This window comes from Williamsia sp. 1135, from assembly GCF_002095395.1.
Taxonomy (GTDB): domain Bacteria; phylum Actinomycetota; class Actinomycetes; order Mycobacteriales; family Mycobacteriaceae; genus Williamsia.
The window spans coordinates 45,114-65,180 of record NZ_MJEI01000095.1; the positions used below are offsets into that span (position 1 = coordinate 45,114).

Annotated in this window: 21 protein-coding genes and 1 pseudogene; 18 read left to right on the plus strand and 4 right to left on the minus strand. The window is 63.8% G+C overall.

Annotated elements, in window-relative coordinates:
- Positions 1-17: 17 nt before the first annotated feature.
- Positions 18-233: a hypothetical protein gene (locus BFL43_RS14970; RefSeq protein ID WP_084893314.1), complete on the plus strand. Its 216-nt coding sequence runs from the start codon at positions 18-20 to the stop codon at positions 231-233.
- Between the two features lie 68 nt (positions 234-301).
- Positions 302-565: a hypothetical protein gene (locus BFL43_RS14975; RefSeq protein WP_084893315.1), complete on the plus strand. Its 264-nt coding sequence runs from the start codon at positions 302-304 to the stop codon at positions 563-565.
- On the opposite strand, the gene BFL43_RS14980 is transcribed toward BFL43_RS14975, so the two are convergent.
- A complete protein-coding gene (locus BFL43_RS14980; protein WP_084893316.1) occupies positions 566-1,210 on the minus strand; it encodes a PaaI family thioesterase in 645 nt (214 codons plus the stop codon).
- 133 nt (positions 1,211-1,343) lie between these two features.
- On the opposite strand from BFL43_RS14980, the gene BFL43_RS14985 reads away from it, so the two are divergent.
- Together BFL43_RS14985 and BFL43_RS14990 are read left to right on the plus strand one after the other, a co-directional pair.
- Positions 1,344-2,330 carry a GGDEF domain-containing protein gene (locus BFL43_RS14985; protein WP_084893317.1) on the plus strand — a complete coding sequence of 329 codons (987 nt, stop codon included), beginning with the start codon at positions 1,344-1,346 and terminating at the stop codon, positions 2,328-2,330.
- A gap of 40 nt (positions 2,331-2,370) precedes the next feature.
- On the plus strand, positions 2,371-3,306 hold the full coding sequence (locus BFL43_RS14990; protein WP_084893318.1) for a 1,4-dihydroxy-2-naphthoyl-CoA synthase: 936 nt from the start codon (positions 2,371-2,373) through the stop codon (positions 3,304-3,306).
- A gap of 128 nt (positions 3,307-3,434) precedes the next feature.
- On the opposite strand, the gene BFL43_RS14995 is transcribed toward BFL43_RS14990, so the two are convergent.
- Together BFL43_RS14995 and BFL43_RS15000 are read right to left on the minus strand one after the other, a co-directional pair.
- Complete coding sequence (locus tag BFL43_RS14995; protein WP_084893319.1) at positions 3,435-3,665, minus strand: hypothetical protein; 231 nt, start codon at positions 3,663-3,665, stop codon at positions 3,435-3,437.
- 134 nt (positions 3,666-3,799) lie between these two features.
- Positions 3,800-4,837 carry an alpha/beta hydrolase family protein gene (locus tag BFL43_RS15000; protein WP_084893320.1) on the minus strand — a complete coding sequence of 346 codons (1,038 nt, stop codon included), beginning with the start codon at positions 4,835-4,837 and terminating at the stop codon, positions 3,800-3,802.
- 895 nt (positions 4,838-5,732) lie between these two features.
- On the opposite strand from BFL43_RS15000, the gene BFL43_RS15005 reads away from it, so the two are divergent.
- From BFL43_RS15005 to BFL43_RS29495, 4 genes are all read left to right on the plus strand, one after another.
- Positions 5,733-7,409, plus strand: a complete 1,677-nt coding sequence (locus tag BFL43_RS15005; RefSeq protein WP_168176654.1) for an ABC transporter ATP-binding protein — start codon at positions 5,733-5,735, stop codon at positions 7,407-7,409.
- Positions 7,406-9,280 (plus strand): ABC transporter ATP-binding protein, encoded by a 1,875-nt coding sequence (locus BFL43_RS15010; protein ID WP_084893322.1) that lies wholly within the window; start codon positions 7,406-7,408, stop codon positions 9,278-9,280. Before BFL43_RS15005 ends, BFL43_RS15010 begins: the two co-directional genes overlap by 4 nt.
- Before the next feature lie 121 nt (positions 9,281-9,401).
- A complete protein-coding gene (locus BFL43_RS29490) occupies positions 9,402-10,019 on the plus strand; it encodes a hypothetical protein (RefSeq protein WP_240498279.1) in 618 nt (205 codons plus the stop codon).
- A complete protein-coding gene (locus BFL43_RS29495; RefSeq protein WP_240498280.1) occupies positions 10,016-10,183 on the plus strand; it encodes a hypothetical protein in 168 nt (55 codons plus the stop codon). Before BFL43_RS29490 ends, BFL43_RS29495 begins: the two co-directional genes overlap by 4 nt.
- Positions 10,184-10,262: 79 nt before the next feature.
- Here the strand turns inward: BFL43_RS29495 and BFL43_RS15020 are convergent, their stop codons facing one another.
- Complete coding sequence (locus BFL43_RS15020) at positions 10,263-11,315, minus strand: LLM class F420-dependent oxidoreductase (RefSeq protein ID WP_084893396.1); 1,053 nt, start codon at positions 11,313-11,315, stop codon at positions 10,263-10,265.
- 211 nt (positions 11,316-11,526) lie between these two features.
- Between BFL43_RS15020 and BFL43_RS15025 the strand changes: the two genes are divergently transcribed.
- The 10 genes and pseudogenes from BFL43_RS15025 to BFL43_RS15070 all read left to right on the plus strand — a co-directional run bounded on the left by BFL43_RS15025 (position 11,527) and on the right by BFL43_RS15070 (position 20,063).
- Positions 11,527-12,759, plus strand: coding sequence for an inorganic phosphate transporter (locus tag BFL43_RS15025; protein WP_084893324.1), 1,233 nt, complete (start codon positions 11,527-11,529; stop codon positions 12,757-12,759).
- Positions 12,760-12,762: 3 nt separating this feature from the next.
- On the plus strand, positions 12,763-13,044 hold the full coding sequence (locus BFL43_RS15030; RefSeq protein ID WP_084893325.1) for a photosystem II reaction center protein PsbM: 282 nt from the start codon (positions 12,763-12,765) through the stop codon (positions 13,042-13,044).
- A gap of 85 nt (positions 13,045-13,129) precedes the next feature.
- Positions 13,130-13,486 (plus strand): DUF3349 domain-containing protein, encoded by a 357-nt coding sequence (locus tag BFL43_RS15035; RefSeq protein WP_084893326.1) that lies wholly within the window; start codon positions 13,130-13,132, stop codon positions 13,484-13,486.
- Positions 13,483-14,631, plus strand: a complete 1,149-nt coding sequence (gene menE / locus BFL43_RS15040; RefSeq protein WP_084893327.1) for an o-succinylbenzoate--CoA ligase — start codon at positions 13,483-13,485, stop codon at positions 14,629-14,631. Before BFL43_RS15035 ends, menE begins: the two co-directional genes overlap by 4 nt.
- 170 nt (positions 14,632-14,801) lie before the next feature.
- Positions 14,802-15,470: a response regulator transcription factor gene (locus BFL43_RS15045; RefSeq protein WP_084893328.1), complete on the plus strand. Its 669-nt coding sequence runs from the start codon at positions 14,802-14,804 to the stop codon at positions 15,468-15,470.
- Positions 15,437-16,648, plus strand: a complete 1,212-nt coding sequence (locus BFL43_RS15050; protein ID WP_084893329.1) for an ATP-binding protein — start codon at positions 15,437-15,439, stop codon at positions 16,646-16,648. The genes BFL43_RS15045 and BFL43_RS15050 overlap by 34 nt, the downstream gene beginning before the upstream one ends.
- A complete protein-coding gene (locus BFL43_RS15055; RefSeq protein ID WP_084893330.1) occupies positions 16,645-17,787 on the plus strand; it encodes a hypothetical protein in 1,143 nt (380 codons plus the stop codon). Before BFL43_RS15050 ends, BFL43_RS15055 begins: the two co-directional genes overlap by 4 nt.
- Before the next feature lie 93 nt (positions 17,788-17,880).
- Positions 17,881-18,111: pseudogene (locus BFL43_RS15060) on the plus strand (LuxR C-terminal-related transcriptional regulator); the annotation flags it as partial.
- A gap of 144 nt (positions 18,112-18,255) precedes the next feature.
- Complete coding sequence (locus BFL43_RS15065; RefSeq protein ID WP_084893332.1) at positions 18,256-19,242, plus strand: ATP-binding cassette domain-containing protein; 987 nt, start codon at positions 18,256-18,258, stop codon at positions 19,240-19,242.
- Positions 19,239-20,063: an ABC transporter permease gene (locus tag BFL43_RS15070; RefSeq protein WP_084893333.1), complete on the plus strand. Its 825-nt coding sequence runs from the start codon at positions 19,239-19,241 to the stop codon at positions 20,061-20,063. The genes BFL43_RS15065 and BFL43_RS15070 overlap by 4 nt, the downstream gene beginning before the upstream one ends.
- Positions 20,064-20,067: the final 4 nt, after the last annotated feature.

Below are 20,067 nucleotides of genomic sequence, written 5' to 3' on the forward strand. Positions count from 1 at the left end.
AAGTTAGGAGCGTCACCATGACGCCCGTCTCCGACCCACAAGAGGACGCCCAGGTCCCGGCCAAACCACGCATGGACCTACCCAAAGCGGCGAGGGCGCTCAACGCGCAGCTACTCGAGATCCAAGACGGCGCCGGCGACTCAGCAGATCTCATCCGCGATGTGCGTTTCGCCGTCGTCAATGCAGTGACCTCACTCGAGAACGATGCTGCGATAGCCGCCGGCCGCCCCTAGCAACGACAGTGGCGAGGGTCACCGCGCTCAGGGCCAGACCTCGACCGGCGCGACTTCATACTGGACGGATGCTCCCGACCACTCTCTTCTACGGCCTGGTGCTGCTGAACCTGCTGTTCGTCTGCGGAGCATGGACCCTCGCCAAACCAAGCAGGCCCGCGGCCTACGTCCTGATCGGCGTATCCATCTTGTGGTTGCTGTTCAACGGGCCGATCGAGGGGCACGTGATCCTGTCGTTCACCCCGGACAAAGGACTCACCGAGTCGGACCTGCTCAGCTTCGCCGGTGTGTGTATTGCGCTGTGGGCGTTGCGCAAGCGCAGGCGCTGGTAGTCAGGGCTGGCCGGGCTTGAGTTTGATGAACAGCCCGTCCGCCTCCGCGCACAGGGTCTCACCGTTGTGCAACGTCGCCCGTAAGTACACCTTTCGACCATCCATCCGGTCCACCCAGGACCGAAGCTTCAGCTCGGTGTTCAGCGGAGTGATCGCGCGGTAGTTCACTGTCAGGTAGGCGGTCCGGGTGATGCCTCTGGAACCCAGCGCACCCGCCATACCCATCAGGTCATCGAACGCGACGGCCACTTGACCACCATGGGCGGCGTTGTTTCCGCCCAGGTGATAGCGGCGGAAGGTCAACCGGGCCTGTACGCCCTCTTCACCGGCCTCGTCGACCTCGTAGGGCGGCAGCGTGATGCTCCCGCGGGCGGGCAGATCGATCCGCCCGCCGGACGGTGCCCGCCACTCGTCGATGGCGACCTCGTCCAGCTTCGCGTTGAGCACCTTGAGTTCATCGATGACCTCGGACACGAGCTCCTCGGACGGCAGCGCCGCCTTCACCCGGTCCATGAACGTCCGGACCTCTTCGATGAACTCCCCGTACCGGGGTCCGCCGCGCGTCAGGTCGATGTCGAAGTCGGGGCGGAAGCCACCCTCGTGGTGGGCCGTCTTCTCAAGCGGACTATCTTGACTCATTCTCATGACACTATCGACCGTCCCTGACCTCAGGTGACGCGGCACCGCGACAGCAAACCCAGCTCGCCACCACCAGGTGGGCGATACTGGTTCTGATGCGGCGACTATCCGGCTCGGCGATGTCGAATCGAGTCACGCCGTGAACCGATTCAGTCTCGTCCGTGGCACGACCGGTCAGCTGCTGCGACGACAACAGATCCGCGTGCTGCGCATCTATCTCGCGGCAACGACATTTCTGTACGCGGCAGGCGTCCTGCTCACCTTCTTCCCGCTACGCAGCAACAATGTGGAGCTGTCCAATCCCACCGGCGGGATCGTCGCCGTGGCGCTCGGTTCACTCGGCTTCCTCTACCTGGCGCGCACTCCTACCAATCTCGCCCCGGCGATCGCCGCAGCGATGATCGCCACGCCATCGGTGATGGCGTTCCACGTGCTCGCCGCCGCCGAGTTCCTGTGCCTGATCGCCGTCATGTTTCTGGCGATGTATCTGATCGCCTTCTTTCGGATCGACCGCGCCCGCATCCTGATCGGCGTACTCAGTGCGGCGGCCGTCGTCGCATTGGCGGTTGCCCCGGCCCAGAAGTCGGCGGTGACCTATGTGGTCTTCGTGGTCGCGATCGTCGGAGCCGCCGAATCCTTTGGCCTGGTGATGCGCGCACTGGTGACCATCGCCTGCACCGACCCGCTGACCGGACTGCTCAATCGCGCCGGCTGGGAGATCGCCACCGCCGAACAGCTCGCTCGTGCCCGGGCAGCGCGGACCACCATCACCGTGGTGGCCCTCGACATCGACGACTTCAAGGCGGTCAATGATGAGTTCGGGCATCAGTTCGGGGATGAACAGTTGATCGACTACGCGCAGCAGTGGCGGGCACTGGTGCCCGAGGACGCCGTGTTCGCGCATCTCGGCGGCGACGAATTCGCGGCCTGCCTCGAAGGTGATCGGCCGATGCCTGCAGCGAAGATCGTCGACCGGATTCGCAGTGGCCCCAGCGACGCCACCGTCGGGGCGGCAACCGGTTTGGCGGCGATCTCCTCCATTTCCGACCTCCTCGCCGAAGCGGATGCCGATCTCTACCGGATCAAGCGCGCCAAACGCAGCGGTGGCGCGGAGCAGGACTCCTGACGCCCTGGCCTTCTGACTCAGGCCACTAGGCTCGGAAACCATGAGCGCATCTGTAGAGCAGCCCTTCGATCCGACGCAGTGGCACACGGTCGAGGGCTTCGACGACCTGACCGACATCACCTACCACCGGCACGCCGGGTCCGGGCGCGCGCACGGCATCGTGCGGATCGCCTTCGATCGCCCCGAGGTCCGCAATGCGTTCCGCCCGCACACCGTCGACGAGCTGTACCGGACGCTCGACCACGCCCGACGCACACCCGATGTCGGGGTGGTGCTGCTGACCGGTAACGGTCCCAGTGAGAAGGACGGCGGCTGGGCGTTTTGCAGTGGCGGCGACCAGCGCATCCGCGGCCGCTCGGGGTACCAGTACGCAGGCGGCGACACCGCGGAGACCGTCGACTCGGCGCGGGTCAAGGCCGAGGGCGGCCGCCTGCACATCCTCGAGGTCCAGCGGCTGATCCGGACCATGCCGAAAGTCGTCATCGCCGTGGTCAACGGCTGGGCCGCCGGCGGTGGCCACTCGCTGCACGTGGTCTGCGACCTGACCCTCGCGTCCCGTCAGGAGGCCCGTTTCAAGCAGACCGACGCCGACGTCGGGTCGTTCGACGCCGGCTACGGAAGTGCCTACCTCGCCAAGCAGGTCGGTCAGAAGAACGCTCGCGAGATCTTCTTCCTCGGCCGCGCCTATGACGCCGAAGCGATGCAGCGGATGGGCGCGGTCAACGAGGTGGTCGACCACGGCGATCTCGAGACGACTGCCATCGAGTGGGGCAAGACCATCAACGGCAAGTCCCCGACCGCGCAGCGCATGCTCAAGTTCGCCTTCAACCTCACCGACGACGGATTGATGGGTCAGCAGGTCTTTGCAGGTGAAGCCACCCGGCTGGCCTACATGACCGACGAAGCCGTCGAAGGCCGCGACGCGTTCTTGGAGAAGCGGTCACCCGATTGGGACGACTACCCGTTCTACTACTGACCGGCCCGCTCGCAACTGAATCTGCTCCACTTCCAGACAGATGCTCCACTTACAGTGCCCTGGAAGCGGAGCGGATTCCTAGAAGTGGAGCAGATTTCCTAGACCCGGAGTGCGATCGCCGGCGAGATTCAGTCTTCTGCGGCGTGATCAGTCGTGTGATGCTCCGGATGCGGCGTACGGAACAGTGGCGGGTGCTCGCGCTCGGCATCGAGATGCTCGTTGAACTCTTCGATCTCTGCCTCGGTCACCGACGCCTCACCCTCGACGATCGACCCCCCACCGGGGGCGCCGCGACCAAGGTCGGCGGCGTCGATGGAATCGTCGGTGTGCTGAAACGGTGGAATCAGAGGTTCGCTCATCGAATCAGGATGTCGGCAAGGTCGGCCCCGATACAACGAACTCCAGTTGAAATCTGGGCGAAGTCACACCCGCGCTCACCAAACAGAACACGCCCCCGGCAACAGCCGGGGGCGGGTTCTCGTTTGGCGTGCGGTCAGAGACCGAGCGGACGTGCCAGGGTCGGCCAGGACTTGTGCAACTGGTCTTCCCAGTAGTGCCAGGAGTGGGTTCCCGCAGGCGGGAAGTCATAGGTCGCAGGGATGTTCAGCCGGTTCAGGCGATCGACCAGCAGTGCAGTGCAGATTCCGGTGGCGGCTTCGATGCCGCCTCCGAGGATGATCTGATCGGCGAGGCTTGCCGGATCCTTGGTGTAGGCCAGGCTGTCGTACTGACCCGGAAGGCCCGTGGCGTTCGAGATGTACAGCGTCTGTCCGCGCAGCTTCGGGGCATTGATGATCGCGTCGTTCGCGATCCAGCCCGGACCGCCGTACGGGCCCCACATGTTGGTGGCGTCGCCGCCTCCGCGTCCTTCGACGGTGATCCTGATGTAGTTCTCACCGAGCTGGCTGGCGGTCGACGCGCAGCCACTGTACGAACCGACGGACTGATAGAGGCCCTGGTGCTCGATCGCGAGATTGAGCACCGACGTGGCCGACGAGGAGATACCGGCGATCGAGTTACGACCGTTGGTGTCGAGCGCCTCATCGATGATGGGCGGCAGTTCCTTGCCGAGGAATGTCGACCATTTGTTGCGGCCGAGCTCCGGATCGTCCTGCTGCCAGTCTGTGTAGTAACTGAAGGCACCGGAGTTCGGGGTGATCACGTTGACGTTCTTGTTCTTGAAGAAGTCGACGATGTCGGTCTTGGCCTGCCAGTTCGCGGCGTCCTCGCCACCACCGGCCCCGTTCAGCAGGTAGAGCGTGGGGCGTGGCACCGACCGGTCTTTCGGCAGCAGGACCGAGATGGGGATGTTCTTGTTCATCGAGGCGGAAAACACCTGGAGTTCGAGCTGCTGGGGGTCGGTCTGGTTCACGCTGACCAGCGACGATCCGCCCGGCGAACTGATGCCGACCTGCGGCAGTTCGTCGGCGGACGCAGGGCTCGACACCAGTAGCGTCGTTGCCGCCACCAGGGACGTCACCGTCACGGCAAGGGCGCTTCGTAGAATTCGGGACGACTTAACCGCCGGCATTCGAGTCACGAAGCGAACAGTAGCGGGAAAAGACCCGCGCAGAAAGTTTTCCAGCTGTTCTGGGGGTATCGATCAGGTGACGTCGCAATGCCGGCCACCCGCGCTCCGACCGCGCCGTAGTTCATTCGCGCTACATGGCAGCTGCCACTACCCGATTCGCAACGGATTTGCACGTGAAACCTGAAGAAACTCTTAAATAACCTCACATTCGCCGCAATCCCGCGCTCGACGCCTATTACCCACAGCGAATTTTACATTCGACCCAGCGGATCACGGATATAACCGAAACGACAAATACGCCCTCCAACTGCGAAAACAGGTCTGGACACAGTTGTCCAATTCGGGCATTGCCAGGTTTGAATCTCAATGGATGCGCTGAGAGATTGCGAGAAGGGGGTGACAAAGAGCCGAATAAATGCGAGTGTGAGTTTGGCTCGATTGGTCGGGGAAGCGTTTATAAAGAGCTCGAGCCCCGAAGCAAGCCCGTGCCAGATGTGCAAGAGAAACCCACGAATAAGGAGACCCACACATGGCATCATCTGATCTGTCCTCTGAAATCGGCTTCGACGTCATTCTCGGACTCATCACCCGTCTCTTGGGCGGCGGCAGCAGCGAAACACCGGAGACCCCGTCAACTCCAGCTACGTAGTAGCCGCTCGACAACTCCGGGGTGCGTTTTCGCACCCCGGAGTTTATTGGTTCTGCAGACTGTTATGCCTGGTCCGGTAGGTTGAGCACAACGGAAGGTGGCGTCGAGCTGGTCCGACTGCCTGGCAACCGGAGCCTTTAGATGGGCTCGATCGTCGGCCGGACGCGCGGAGTGAATATGACCAAACCCAAAGACAGGTCTCTTCGGACGGTACTACTGCCTCATCTACGCAGGTACCGTCTTTCTTTGTCTGTACTACTCATTCTGCAATTGACCTCGGTCATCACGATGTTGCTCCTGCCCAATCTCAATGGCCGCATCGTCGACGAGGGAATCGCAAACGCGGACGTCGACGCGATCGTTGCCCTTGGCATCACCATGCTGGGCCTCGCAGGCCTTAACCTGCTTGCTTCCGTGTCGGCGACTATCGTCGGGTCTAGGATATCCACCGGTATCGGACGAGCAATCCGGAACGACACGTATGCCCGCGTGCAGGACTTCTCCGATTCCGACCTGCGGCGATTCGGAGTACCGTCCCTCATCACTCGCTCGACGAATGACACCAACCAGTTACAGGTCGCGGTTTTCATGACCATGACCGTGCTTGCCACGGCTCCGCTACTGGTGGCCGGTGGAACTGTTTTCGCACTGAGCGCGAACATCCAACTCGCCCCGCTCGTCGTGCTCTCGGCATTGTGCCTTACCGCAACCGTCGTACTCATCGTTCGCAAACTCATCCCCAATTACGCGATCCTCCAGACCTCCATCGATCGCGTCGGCCGGGTGCTCCGCGAACAGCTGACAGGAATCGCGGTCATCAGATCTTTCGGTCGCGAAGGCCTGGAGACCGACCGCTTCGACCGGATGAACACCAACCTCACCGCGACTGCACGTCGAATCGGGTCTCTGCAGGCCGTTCTGTTGCCAAGTATTCTTGTCATCTCAAACTTCGGTGCCGCCGCGGTCATCGGCGTCGGTGCGATCCTGGTCGGCAACGGGTCGATGGAGGTCGGCGAGATCATCGCGTTCGTCGGTTACCTGACGCAGATCCTTGCTGGGCTGTCGCTCGGAGCCGCAATGGTCGCAGTTCTTCCGCGCGCCCAGGTCAGTGCCCGACGGATCCGCGAGGTCCTCGAGACCATCCCCTCGGTTCAAGACCCAGCGGCGCCGCGTGAGCCGGGGTCGCGGCGCGGATCAGTCGAACTCCGGGGCGTCGAGTTCCGGCACCCCGGCGCGCACAAGCCGATAATCGCGGGCGTCGATATGGTCTGCGGACCCGGCACCACCACCGTGATCCTCGGCGGCACCGGCGACGGCAAGAGCACTCTCCTGGGACTCATCCCCCGCTTCTCCGACGTGACATCCGGCCAGGTGCTCGTCGACGGAATCGACATCCGTGAGCGGCGCCGGGACGATCTCTACCTGGGCATGTCCTACGTCGCCCAAGTACCGGTGCTGCTCTCGGGCACACTCGAATCCAACCTCAGACTCGGTCGACCGGAAGCCTCAGACGCAGACCTGCGAACCGCTCTGGAGATCGCGTGCGCCGACGATTTCGTATTTCGTCACGAACTCGGCACGAACCAGGAGGTGCAGCACAGCGGCAAAAACTTCTCCGGTGGGCAACGCCAACGACTGGCCTTGGCCCAGGCGATCGTCGCCGACCCGCGGCTGCTCTTGCTCGACGATCCGTTCTCGGCGCTCGACCCCGAAACCGAGAGCAACATCAAACACAGGCTCCGGCAAGCGCTTCCCGGTCTGACCGTCGTGATGACCGCGCAGCGGGTCTCGTCGACTGTTGGAGCAGACACCATCATCGTACTGACCGACGGCCGTATCGAGGCCCGTGGAACCCACGACGAATTGGCTCGTAACAGCCCAACCTATCGCGAGATCCTCGAGTCACAGGCTGCTCTCCTATGAACTCGAAATGGCTCGTGGCCAGGCTCGCCGATGAGCGCCGCAAGCTCTGGGGAGTCGGCGCGCTCGCGTCCATCAATGTTCTCGTACTGATCGCCGGCCCGCTGGTGCTGGCGGCGATCATCAACGAGCTGTTCGCCGGCGCAATCAGCATGACCCTGCCGGACGGACTCACCAATGCCGAGGCGGTGGCGCAGCTTCGGGCCGATGGGCGTGGAACCTTCGCCGATGTGGTCGAGGGCGCCGGCGTCGTCCCAGGTTCGGGCGTCGACTTCGCAAAGGTATGGCTGCAGTTCACACTTCTTGTCGTGTTGGACGGGCTCGGCCCCCTGGGGACCTGGATCCAGGCCAGGACGATCAACAACATCACCCAACGCGCGATGTACCGCTTGCGCGCTGACATCGAGGGCCACGTGCACCGCATGCCGGTCGCCTACTTCGGTGCGGCCGGCCGCGGTCAGATGCTGACCAAGGTCACCAGCGACGTCGACAACGTCTCGTCGATCTTCTCTCCGCTTTTCGTCAAACTCCCCACCGCGGTGTTGACATTGCTTGCGCTGCTGGTCGTCATGCCGGTGATCTCGTGGAAGCTGACGCTGGTCGTCCTGGCGACCTTGCCGGTGATCGTAGGCGCAGGCGTCCTGATCGCGAAGCGCGCGAGGCCCCACTTCCAGGATCAATGGGAAGCGACCAGCCGGTTGACCGGGCACATCGACGAGACCTACCCCCAGATCAACACGCTCCGCGTCTACGGTGCACAGACCCGCGCCCGGGAGGAGTTCGAGGAGATCACCGCCGACCTCGCCCGATCCTCCCGTACCGCCCAGTCGTTCGCCGGATCGATCTCCCCTGTCCTGCAGGCGATCACCGCGTTCGGTTATCTCTCGGTCGCCATCGTCGGCGCACTGCAGGTCCTCACGGGTTCGCTTACGGTAGGCCAGGTCCAGGCGTTCGTCTCCTTCTCGCGGATGTTCAGCCAACCGGTAAACGAGCTGACCGCGATGATCGCATCACTGCAGTCGGGGCTGGTGTCGCTGGGCCGGATCAGGGCACTGCTCAGCGAGCCCATCGAGGATGCGCCGGCGGTCGACGACCCGATGTCGATGACGTTCGGCAGGCATTCCGTCCCACCCGAAATCGATTTCGACAAGGTCCAATTCGGCTACCGCCGCTCCTCGAAAGGTGAGGAGCAGGTGGTTGACGTCATCAACGACTTGACACTCCACGTACCGTCGGGCGCGACCCTGGCAGTCGTCGGCCCCACCGGCGCCGGAAAAACGACGTTGACCAATCTGCTTCTGCGTCTCTATGACCCGTCGTCGGGGTCGATCAGGGTCGATGGCGATCCGATCGAACCGGGACCCCGCGCAGCAATCCGGAGTCAGACCGCCATCGTCACCCAGGACCGCTGGCTGTTCAGCGGCACCATCGCCGACAACATCGCCTTCGGACGTCCCGGCGCCACCCGGACCGACATCGAAGCCGCCGCTCGAGATAGCCATGTCCAACATTTCGTCGACTCCCTGCCCGACGGCTTCGACACGGTCATCGGGCATGACGGTGCGAGCCTGAGCGAGGGTCAGATGCAGCTCATCACCATCGCCAGGGCCATGATCGGCCGCCCGCGAATCCTGGTGCTCGACGAGGCGACGAGCGCCGTCGACTCCCGCACCGAGCTACTCATCCAGCGTGCTTTGGAGACCCTGCAACAGCGGACCACCAGCATCGTTGTGGCCCATCGCCTCTCGACCATCCGCGACGCCGACCTGATCGCCGTCGTCGAAGACGGCGTCGTCACCGAACAGGGCACCCACGACGAACTCCTGGCCCGCGGAGGAAAGTACGCGGTGATGTACAAATCCCAGTTCGAGTAGCTTTCGCTCGCACAACTTCGCCCTGCTCGTGAAACAACGCGAGCGGGGCGAAGTTCTGTGAGCTCTCCCCACGGTGCGCGCGGGTCAGCTGTTCAAAGTGTGGCCGGGCGTCTACGTCGACATGACAAAGTCGCGTACAAGAGACGAGCTGCTGCGGTTGCGTGTGGTCGCTGCTGCCCGCAGCTGTTCGGAGCCGTTCGTCCTCGGCTACCAGTCCGCGGCGCTGATGCATTCGATTCCACTGCTCAAACCTGATCACACGAGGGTTCATCTGATCAGTGGTCGGATCGGCGGCGGCCGAGTCGAGTCGAAGAGACACGTTCACGGAGCCGTGGTGTCGGAAGGTGAGATAAGTGAGGTCAGCGGGCTGGCGGTCACCTCGATTGCTCGTACAGCGGTCGACGTGGCCCGATCGGGCACTTTCGATCAAGCACTCACCGCGTTCGACTCCGCTTTGCGGATGGGGACCGACCTCACCGAGTTGATTTCAGTGCTCGACAGCATGCGCGGCAAGCACGGCTTGAGCCATGCGCAGCGCGCGGTGGTTGCGGCTGATCGGTTGTCGGACACTGTTGGCGAGTCCTGGAGTAGGGCGCAGATGCTCGCGTGTCCGGATCGGTACTTCAGCGCAGATTCTTCGACGAGGACGGGCGGTTTGTCGCGAGGCCCGATTATGAATGGGAAGGGCGTCTCGCCGGCGAGTTCGATGGTCTCGTCAAATACGGGGGTGGGTCGATGACGCCCGGTCAGGCGCCCAGTGACGTCGTCATCGCCGAGAAGATCAGGGAGGACCGGCTGCGCCAGATGGGAGTCGAGGTAGTGCGGTGGGTATGGGCGGATCTGCAAGCCGGGAGGCTTCCGGGCATTCTGCGGCGGGCGCTGGGTCGGGCCGGGCTCATCTGACAACTGTTGCTCACAGAACTTCGCCCTGCTCGCGATATTTCACGAGCAGGGCGAAGTTTTGCGAGCGTGAGCGGAAAACTTACGCGACGAGCTCTTTCAGCTGGCGGATCTGGTCGACCTGGGCTTCGTGACCCTGAGCTGCGGAGGCGACGAGGAGGGTGCTCAGGCCGACGTCTTTGAACGCGGAGAGGCGTTCGGCGACGTAGCTCTTCGAGCCGATCAGGGACATGCCCGCGGCGAGTTCGTCCGGGATCGCCTCCGCGGCTTCGGCCTTCTGGCCGTCGAGGTAGAGGTCCTGGACCTTCTTGGCAGCCTCTTCGTAGCCGTAGCGGACGGCGAGATCGTTGTAGAAGTTCTTGCCCCGGGCACCCATGCCGCCGATGTACAGCGCGGCGTGGTGCTTGACCAGGTTCAGCGCATTGCGCTGCTCGTCCTTGTCGTCGGAGATGAGCGTCGTGGCGTGCACGGAGATACCCAGTGTGCCGAGCGACGGATCGCGCTTCGCGTTGCCCTTGTCCAGGGCGACGCCGAACGCGGTCGCCAGGTGCTCGGGATGGAAGAGGATGGGCTGCCACTCCTCGAAGAGTTCGGCGGCGAGCTCGACGTTCTTCGGGCCGATGGCGGCCAACAGCATCGGGATACGCTCGCGGACCGGGTGATTGATGATCTTGAGTGGCTTGCCCAGTCCGGTGCCGCCGTCTTCTTTGGTGAACGGCAGCTTGTAGTACTTGCCCTGGTAGTCGGTGCGCTCACGTCGCCACACCATGCGGCAGATCTCCGCGTTCTCGCGTGCCCGGCCGACCGGCGCGTCGTACTTCACGCCGTGGAATCCCTCGATCACCTGCGGTCCCGACGCCCCGATGCCCAGCACGAAGCGGCCGCCGGAAATGTAGTCGAGCCCGGCGGCGGTCATCGCGAGATTGGTGGGCGTGCGCGAGTACATCGGCAGGATGCCGGTCGCCAGCTCCAGCTTGGAGGTCTTGGCGGCGATGTATCCGAGCTGACTGACGGCGTCGAAGCTGTATGCCTCGGGCACCGTGATGCGGTCGAGCCCAACATTTTCGAAATCGACGAGGTTGTTGATCGTCTCCGCGAAATCGCCCGCGTAGTTGATGGCCATGCCGATTTTCATGTGTCCTCCAGAGGTTCGCGTCACTGCGATCGTGTATGCAAAGTGTTTCATATGGCTGTCGAAGCAGCTTCGCCCGCGTGGCCGATCGGCGGACGCTACATGAACAGTTGATGAACAGCCCCGACTCTTCGCGCAAAATGCCAGGTCACACTGGCGATTCGCCCTATGTCCGTTTGGACAGGATCCTCAGGTGGCGCTCAGAATCTTACCTATGAGCGCAGAAATGTTGATTCTCGTGCTGCTGGTCATCACGGCACTGGGATTCGACTTCACGAATGGCTTCCACGACACCGGAAATGCGATGGCGACGTCCATCGCGACCGGCGCCCTTAAGCCCAAGACCGCAGTCACCATCGCGGCACTTCTGAACCTTGTCGGAGCGTTCCTTTCGGTGGAGGTCGCAGCGACCATCACGAAGGACGTGCTGAAGATCCAGCAGACGTCGGGCGACGAGGCGGGCAGCCTCATCGGTGGCCTCGACGCGCAGAAGGCGATGATCATCATCTTCGCCGGCCTCGTCGGCGGCATTCTCTGGAACCTCTTCACCTGGCTGTTCGGCCTGCCCTCGAGTTCCTCGCACGCACTCTTCGGCGGCCTCATCGGCGCGGGCATCGCCGCCCTTGGCACCTCCGGTGTCAACTGGGAAGGGCTCACCAAGAAGATCCTCATCCCCGGACTGATGGCCCCGATCATCGCCTGCATCGTGGCGGCCACCGGTACGTACATCATCTATGCGCTGACCAAGAAGGTCGCCGAAAACAAGAAGGCACAAGGCTTTCGGGTCGGCCAGATCGCTTCCGCGTCGCTGGTCGCGCTCGCCCACGGGACCGGCGATGCGCAGAAGACGATGGGCGTAATCGCAATGGCGATGATCGCCAGCGGGCACCTCAGCGCAAGCAGCGTCGAGCACGGCCTGCCGTTCTGGATCGTCTTCAGCTGCGCCGGCGCGATCGCCCTCGGCACCTACCTCGGCGGCTGGCGCATCATCCGCACACTCGGCAAGGGACTCGTCGAGATCGAGTCCCCGCAGGGTATGGCCGCCGAAGCGTCGTCCGCAGCGATCATCCTGACCTCGAGCGCCGCCGGCATGGCCCTGTCGACCACCCAGGTCGCCACCGGCTCGATCCTCGGGTCGGGCGTCGGCAAGAAGGGCGCGGTCGTCCGCTGGTCGGTCGCCGGACGGATGGCCACCGCGTGGGTCTTCACACTCCCGGCCGCCGCCCTCGTGGGTGCTCTGTCGTTCTTCATCGCCAACCTCACCGGTGGAGCGGCCGGCGCCATCATCATCTTCGTGATCCTGGTCGCCGCTTCGGGCTTCATGTACTTCCGCGCCCAGCTGCAGAAGGTCGACAGCAACAACGTCAACGACGACTGGGACGAAACCACTGGAAGCGTCATCCCGGCCGACGTCGCTGCCGCGTACAAAGAAAAAGAAGGGGTCTGACCCATGGAGACCGTCGAAGCGATCTTCAAAGTTCTCGTAGTCGGCCTGCTCCTCGGCGCCGGACTTCCCGCAATCTTCGCCATCGGTATCCGGCTGCACTCTGCCGGCTCGGGGGAGACGACGGCAGACGGCACCGTCACCGCACCGAACCCGGGACTCAAAGGTCTTGCGTACCTGCTGTTTGCGATCATCGCGGCTGTCATCGTGATCGGCATCCTGTGGATCACCCGCGGCACCATCGACTACTACTTCGGCATCGACCTGTTCCCCTTTGTCGAGAGCTGACCGCCGACCGCAGTATCATCGAACCAACTCGATCCGGCCTGGAAGTGGCCGATCTGTGACGCCTCACAGCGGGAAGGGCGCGAAAATGGACCGTCCACAATTCCTGATGAGAGTCGTGAACTGGTTGCGCGAGGGATATCCGAACGGGGTGCCGTCCGGCGATTACGTGCCGCTGGTCGCGCTCCTGCGTAGGCAGCTGTCCGAGGAAGAGGTCAAGTCCGTCTCCCGGCAGCTGATCCACAGTGGCCAGGTGACCGACGACGGCCCCGAACCCATCACCTCCATCGACGCGGGCGTCCTGATCACGAAGGTGACCGACGAGCTGCCGTTCGAAGCCGACGTCTCGCGGATCCGTAAGCATCTGGAGGCCAAAGGCTGGCCCTTCGACCCCAACCCCCTCGACCCACCCCCGGAGAGCCCGCCGGCAGAAGCACCGGAGTGAGCAGCAGAACGCTGCAACCACTCCCCCTGTCGGCCGTCGCACCTGATCTGGGGGCACTGCACCAGCTGCTCGACGGCTCTGCGAGCTTCGCGCCCGTGCCCCTGTCGGATCCAGTTGAGACCGCAAGGCTGAGCGGCGCACTCGGGGTGGGCGAACCCATCGACCCCGACATCGCGCTGGTGATCGCGACGTCGGGAACCACCGGAACACCCAAGGGTGCACAGCATTCGACGGCGTCGGTGACCGCGTCGATCGACGCCACCCACGCGCACCTCGGTGGCCCCGGGGGCTGGCTGCTCACCCTCCCGCCGCACCACATCGCCGGGCTGCAGGTGTTGCTGCGCAGTCTGCGCGCCGGTGTCGAGCCCACCACCATCGACGTCTCCCGCGGTTTCGACCCCACCGACCTGGTCCGCGCGCTGGAGTCGATGTCGTCGACCCGGCGCTACACCTCGCTGGTCCCGACCCAACTGGTGAAGGTGCTCGATCATCCCGGGGCCGTCAGCGCTCTGCGGGAGGTCGACGCCGTCTTGGTCGGCGGCGCCGCGACCCCACTCCGACTACGCGAGAGAGCCACTGCTGCAGGCATTCCCATCGTCGGAACGTATGGGATGAGCGAGACGTGCGGGGGCTGCGTGTACGACGGGGTTCCGTTGCCCGGTACGCGGATCAGGATCGACGGTGGCCATCCTGGACGGGTGGTGCTCGGGGGTCCGATGGTCGCCTCCGGTTACCGGGGCCGCCCCGATCATCCCGCCTTCGCCGAGCCCGGGTGGTTTCGCACCGACGACCTCGGAGAGTTCGCGTCGGACGGCATTCTGACCATCGTCGGGCGAACCGACGAAGCGATCAGCTCCGGCGGGTTGACCATCGTGCCGCAAGTGGTCGAGGCGGCGATTCTCAGCGACCCCGCGATCGGTGACTGCGCGGTGTTCGGGTTGCCCGATGAGCGTCTCGGCGACAAGGTGGTGGCCGCAGTGGTCGCGTCGCCCGGTGCGAATCCGACGGCCGAGTCGGTGCAGGCGTCGGTGGCCCGCACACTCGATCGCACCGCCGTGCCTCGTGATGTCTTCTTCGTCGACGACCTCCCCCGCCGCGGCCCGGGCAAGGTCGACCGGGCAGCTCTGCGCGCGCTGCTGAGCTGAGAGTCGTTCCCGTCCCGGATCTTCGCTGATCTGCCTGTAGCCGTAACACTCTGAACTGGATACGCGATCAAGAATTGCTCATGTATTGAGGTTCACAGGCACTTTGTCTGCTGTTTACGTCAGGATTGCGACATGGAATGCCCGATTACCGTCCAGCCACAGGCGGAGCGATGACCGACGGCGCTGCGGGAGGTCTACGCAGAATCGGTGTGGTCGAGGACTTCGAATCCCAGCTCAAGGGAATCGAAGCCATCATCGACGAAGCTGAAGGGCTGACTCTGGTCGCCGGAGCGGCCACCGTCGACGCGCTGCTCGCGATCACCACGGACATCGATCTGGTCGTACTCGACCTCAGACTGGAGGACGGCTCCTCCCCGAAGGCCAACGCCGATCAGCTGCAGGCGCTCGGCATCAAGGTGCTGGTGTTCACCACCGCCGACTACCCCGATCTCGTTCGTTCCGCACTCAGTGCAGGCGTGCAGGGAGTCGTTCGGAAGTCCGTACCCAACACCGAACTGGTCGACGCCATCCGGCGGGCCGCCGACGGCGACACGGTCGCGACCATGGACTGGGCTGCCGCGATCGACGCGGATCCCGGCATCGGGTGTGTTGACTTGAGCCCGCGGCAACGTCAGATCCTGGAGCTGTACGCTTCCGGCGAGCAGGCAGACCGGGTCGGTCAGCTCACCGGATTGTCTACGGAGACCGTGAACGCCTACCTTTCCCGGATACGCCGCAAGTACGCGGACGCGGGCCGCCCTGCCCCGACCAAAACCGAACTCTACAAACGCGCCCTGGAGGATGGATGGCTGCCGATACCTCGGCTGTTCCGGCGCTGAGGGCCGACTCTTCCGACGGCAGCGCGGCCGACAACATCTTTCGGCAGTTCTGCCGCTACCTCGGGATCTGTTATTGCCTGAGCCTCGCCTTTCTGTTCGGTGCCATCACCACGTCTGCCGACGTGGTGCCGTTGTGGTGGATGGCCGCGTCTCTGCTGCTGATCCACGGGTCGGGCGCAGTGATGACTGTAGCGACGTTCGGCTTCCCCATCGCCTGGGTCCGATATACCTCGAGTGCACTGGCCATCGCCTACGGCCTGACAATCCTGACCTGGCCGCTGGTCTGGGACGGCGAACTGATCGACAGCGCGCAAGGCATGTGGTTCTCACAGTTCAATGGTTTCGCCGCCCTCACCGCAGCCCTGACCTGGCGGGTCCGCTGGTCTCTGCCCTACTTCATCTTCGTCGTCATCTCGGTCCAGTTCATCAACGACGCCGTTCGTGAACCGGCGCACAACTCGTCGGTCTTGACCACCACCGCCTGGAGCTTCTGCTTGACCGTTTTGGGGTACACGGTCGGCGTCGCAGTCATGCGTTCGGGCCGAATCCTGGACACCACGCGCGCCGAATCTGTTACCGCGGCAGCGGAATCGGCCGCCGCGCTGGCACGCGCGAGCGAGCGAACACGCTTTGACGCGTTGACCCACGACGGGGTCATGTCGACCCTCCTCGCAGCCGCCCGCCTGCCCATGTCGGACGCGCTGACCGATCAGGCCGCCGACACGCTGGCCAAACTTGGCATCCTGGAGTCCGGCATCCCCCAGGAGTCCGAGTTCGACGTGGCCGCGGCCATCAGAGAGATACGAGGCATGGCAGGTGATTTCGATGATTCGATACGAGTCACCGTTCACGAGACGGCCCATTCCGAATATTCCCAGTACCCCGGCGAGGTCGTACGGACGGTCTCCGCGGCGATGGCCGAGGTTCTACGCAACAGCCTCCATTACGCCGGGCAGGAGGCCAGCCGCACAGTCGATGTCGTCGCGTCGGAAAACATGTTGAGGGTGCGAGTCGATGACGACGGTGCCGGTTTCGATCCGGGTGCAGTGCCCGAACACCGGCTCGGTCTCAAGGTGAGCGTGCTCGGGCGGATGGACCTGCTACCCGGCGGCGGTGCCGAGGTCAGGTCGGCGCCCGGAGCGGGCACCTCGGTGGAACTGACCTGGGAACGCCCGTGATCGCCTCGCGCGGTCCGAGCGACGTACGCGAATTCTTCGGATTCGACACGCCGCTGACCGGGGTTCTCACCGGAGCCGTCGTGGTCGCGATGACCTACGGTGCGGCCCAGAACCTCGACGGGGTGTCGCCGATATGGCCGGCGCCGGTCGCGATCGTGATCATGGCGGCCGCCACGATCACGTTGCTGATGGCTCCCGGCGACCCGATCCACAGCAGAGCAGCCTTGATGGTGGCCTTGGCTGCGCCGGTGTCGTCGGCCATTCTGTTACCTGCGGTACCTGTTCCACTGGACAACATCAACCAGGTGTGGATCTCGGGATACGCCACCCTGCTGAACGGGTTGATGTGTCTGCGCGGTCGTGCGCCGCTGGCGTGGCTCAGCGCCTTCCTCACCCTCGTTGTCTACGGCACCTGGTCGGTCAGCACGGATCAGGGGGTGATGGAGGGCGCGGCGATTCCCCTGTTCAACATTGGCGCACTGGTTGGTATGACCGTGGTCAGTATCGCCATTCGTCCAACGTTCCGGTCGATTCTTGCGCTGCGCGAAGCCAACTTGCAGCGAGTGGCGAGTGCCTCCACGGTGACCGCAGTGCAGCAGGAGCGCAACACCAGGCTGGCTGAACTCGACGAAGTCGCCCGGCCGCTACTCATGCGAATCGCGACCGGGGTGCCGCTGACAGCGGCCGAACGGCAGGCCTGCGAACTGTTGGAGGCGCATCTGCGCGATCAGCTCCGCGCTGCTGCGCTGGTGAGCCCGGAGACCGCTGCAGCGGCGCGGGAGGCACGCGCTCGTGGGGTCGAGGTGACGATGATCGACGACGGCGGTCTGGACGGCGCCTTTGAGGAAATGCGCAGCTGGGTCCACATCGTGGTGACCGCCGCGCTGCACGATGCCCGGGATGGGTACGTACGGGTTCGGGTGCTCCCGATGGACCGGGATCACGTGGTAATCGTTAATCGGAACGGCAGCTCGGGGACCGAAAGAATATGCATTGGGAAGAAGGGCTTGGTCGAAAGATACTCGGACGCCGAACATCCTGGGCGCAACACCCCGCATTTGATTACGCCCGCTAAGTATGACCCCAGTATTGGTGTCACCACAAAAGACGTCTATCTGACAACTGATCCTGAAGTGTAATTTTAAGCGTCTGGTCACGACGCGGCCGACCAATGTTGCCCGCTTAGGAGTTGCCCGAATCCAATGACTTGCGCTTTCAATACCTCTGAGCCGTTGCCGGCGCCCACTCTCACCGCCCGTGAGATTCAGATCCTTCGCGAATGGGTCATGCGCGATTCGAAGTCTGACGTCGCGACCGCGCTGTTCATCACCGCGGCCACGGTCAGCACACATGTCAACCGGATCCGGCTGAAGTACGCGGCGATCGGCCGGCCCGCGAACACCAAAGCCGCCCTGCTCGCCCGGGCGTTGCAAGACGGCCATATCGATCTGGACGAGCTCTAGCTCCTGAGTTGCTTGCAACACCGGTGTTGAGGGGTACCGGTATTGCAGTGACTGTAGGACCAGAGGGGCGGCCGACGGTTGTACGGACGGCTCCCGACAGCACGTGTCAGCCGCACGACAGCCCGGCCCCGCACTCTGTGTTCCATGAACACACCACTGCACACCGATGCGCCGGCCATCGAGGCTCGCGGATTGGTCAAACACTTCGGTTCCACCAAAGCAGTCGACGGCGTCGACCTGGTGGTACCCACCGGATCGGTCTACGGCGTCCTCGGACCCAATGGCGCGGGTAAGACGACAACCGTGCAAATGCTGGCCACGCTCCTCAAACCCGACGCCGGAACGGCGAAGATCTTCGGGTACGACGTGACCACCGACTCGGTCGCGGTGCGGTCGATGGTCGGGGTGACCGGCCAATACGCATCCGTCGACGAGGATCTCTCGGCGACCGAGAATCTGATCGTCTTCGCTCGCCTGCTGGGCAAGTCCCGCCGCGACGCCCGCATCCGATCCACCGAACTGCTCGAGGAGTTCGGACTCGCCGAGGCCGCCAAAAGACCACTCAAACAGTTCTCCGGCGGCATGCGCCGGAGACTCGACCTCGCGGCCAGCCTGATCGCGACACCGCCGCTGCTGTTCCTGGACGAGCCGACCACGGGCCTCGACCCCCGGACCCGCTCGCAGATGTGGGACACCATCCGGCGCCTGGTCGCCGGCGGCAGCACAGTACTGCTGACCACCCAGTACCTCGACGAGGCCGACCAACTCGCCGACCGCATCGCGGTCATCGACCACGGCCGTGTCATCGCCGACGGAACCGCCGACGAACTGAAGAACTCTGTCGGCTCGTCCACGCTGCAGATCACCCCTGCCGACAAGTCGAAAGCACCGGCTGCCGCAGCGGTCATCGAACGGATCCTGTCCGAGCCCGCCGCACTCAGCGCGGAGACCGGGCGGATCACCGCGCCGATGCTCCGCCCCGATCTACTGCCCGACATCCTGATCGCGCTACGCGAGCAGGGCATCGAGATCGAGGGCATGAACGTCCAGAAACCCAGTCTCGACGAGGTCTTCCTCACCATCACCGGCAAACCCGTTGCAGACACCACTCCCGAGGAGCAAGCCGCATGACCACAGTCATCGACAAACCCATCACCACCGTCCCCACCGACTTCACCCCACCCGTGCGCAGCGTCAGCGTGCATGACGCGGTCACCCAATCGTTCACCATGGGCTACCGCGGACTGCTGAAGATCCGCCACAACCCCGAGCAGCTGTTCGACGTCGTCCTGCAACCGATCATCTTCACCCTGATGTTCACGTACATCTTCGGCGGCGCCATCGCGGGCAACATCCACGACTACCTGCCGATCATCATTCCCGGCATCCTGGTCCAGACGGTCATCGTCACCAGCATCGTGACGGGCACCCAGCTCCGGGAAGACATGGACAAGGGCGTCTTCGACCGCTTCCGGTCGCTACCGATCGCACGCATAAGTCCCTTGGCCGGTGCACTTCTCGCCGACGTCGTCCGGTATCTCATCGCCACGACCATCACGTTCGTCGTCGGCATCGCCATGGGCTGGCGACCGGATCCGCTCGGCGTCATCGGCGCGACGCTGCTCGTGATCGTGTGCAGTTTCGCCGTATCCTGGATCTTCGCACTCATGGGTACGCTGATGAAGAAAGCCTCTGCCGTGCAGGGAGTTTCGATGCTCATCCTGTTCCCGCTGACCTTCATGTCGAACGCCTTCGTGCCGCCGGGCACGATGCCCGGCTGGATGCAGGCCTTTGTCAAGGTCAACCCGGTCTCGCATCTGGTGACCGCCGTCCGCGAACTCACCAGCAACGGGCATGTCGGTGTCCACGTGCTCTGGTCCGTGATCGGCGCCGCGGTCATCATCGCGATCTTCGCGCCACTGACCGTGAAGTCGTACATGCGTAACGCCTGAACCC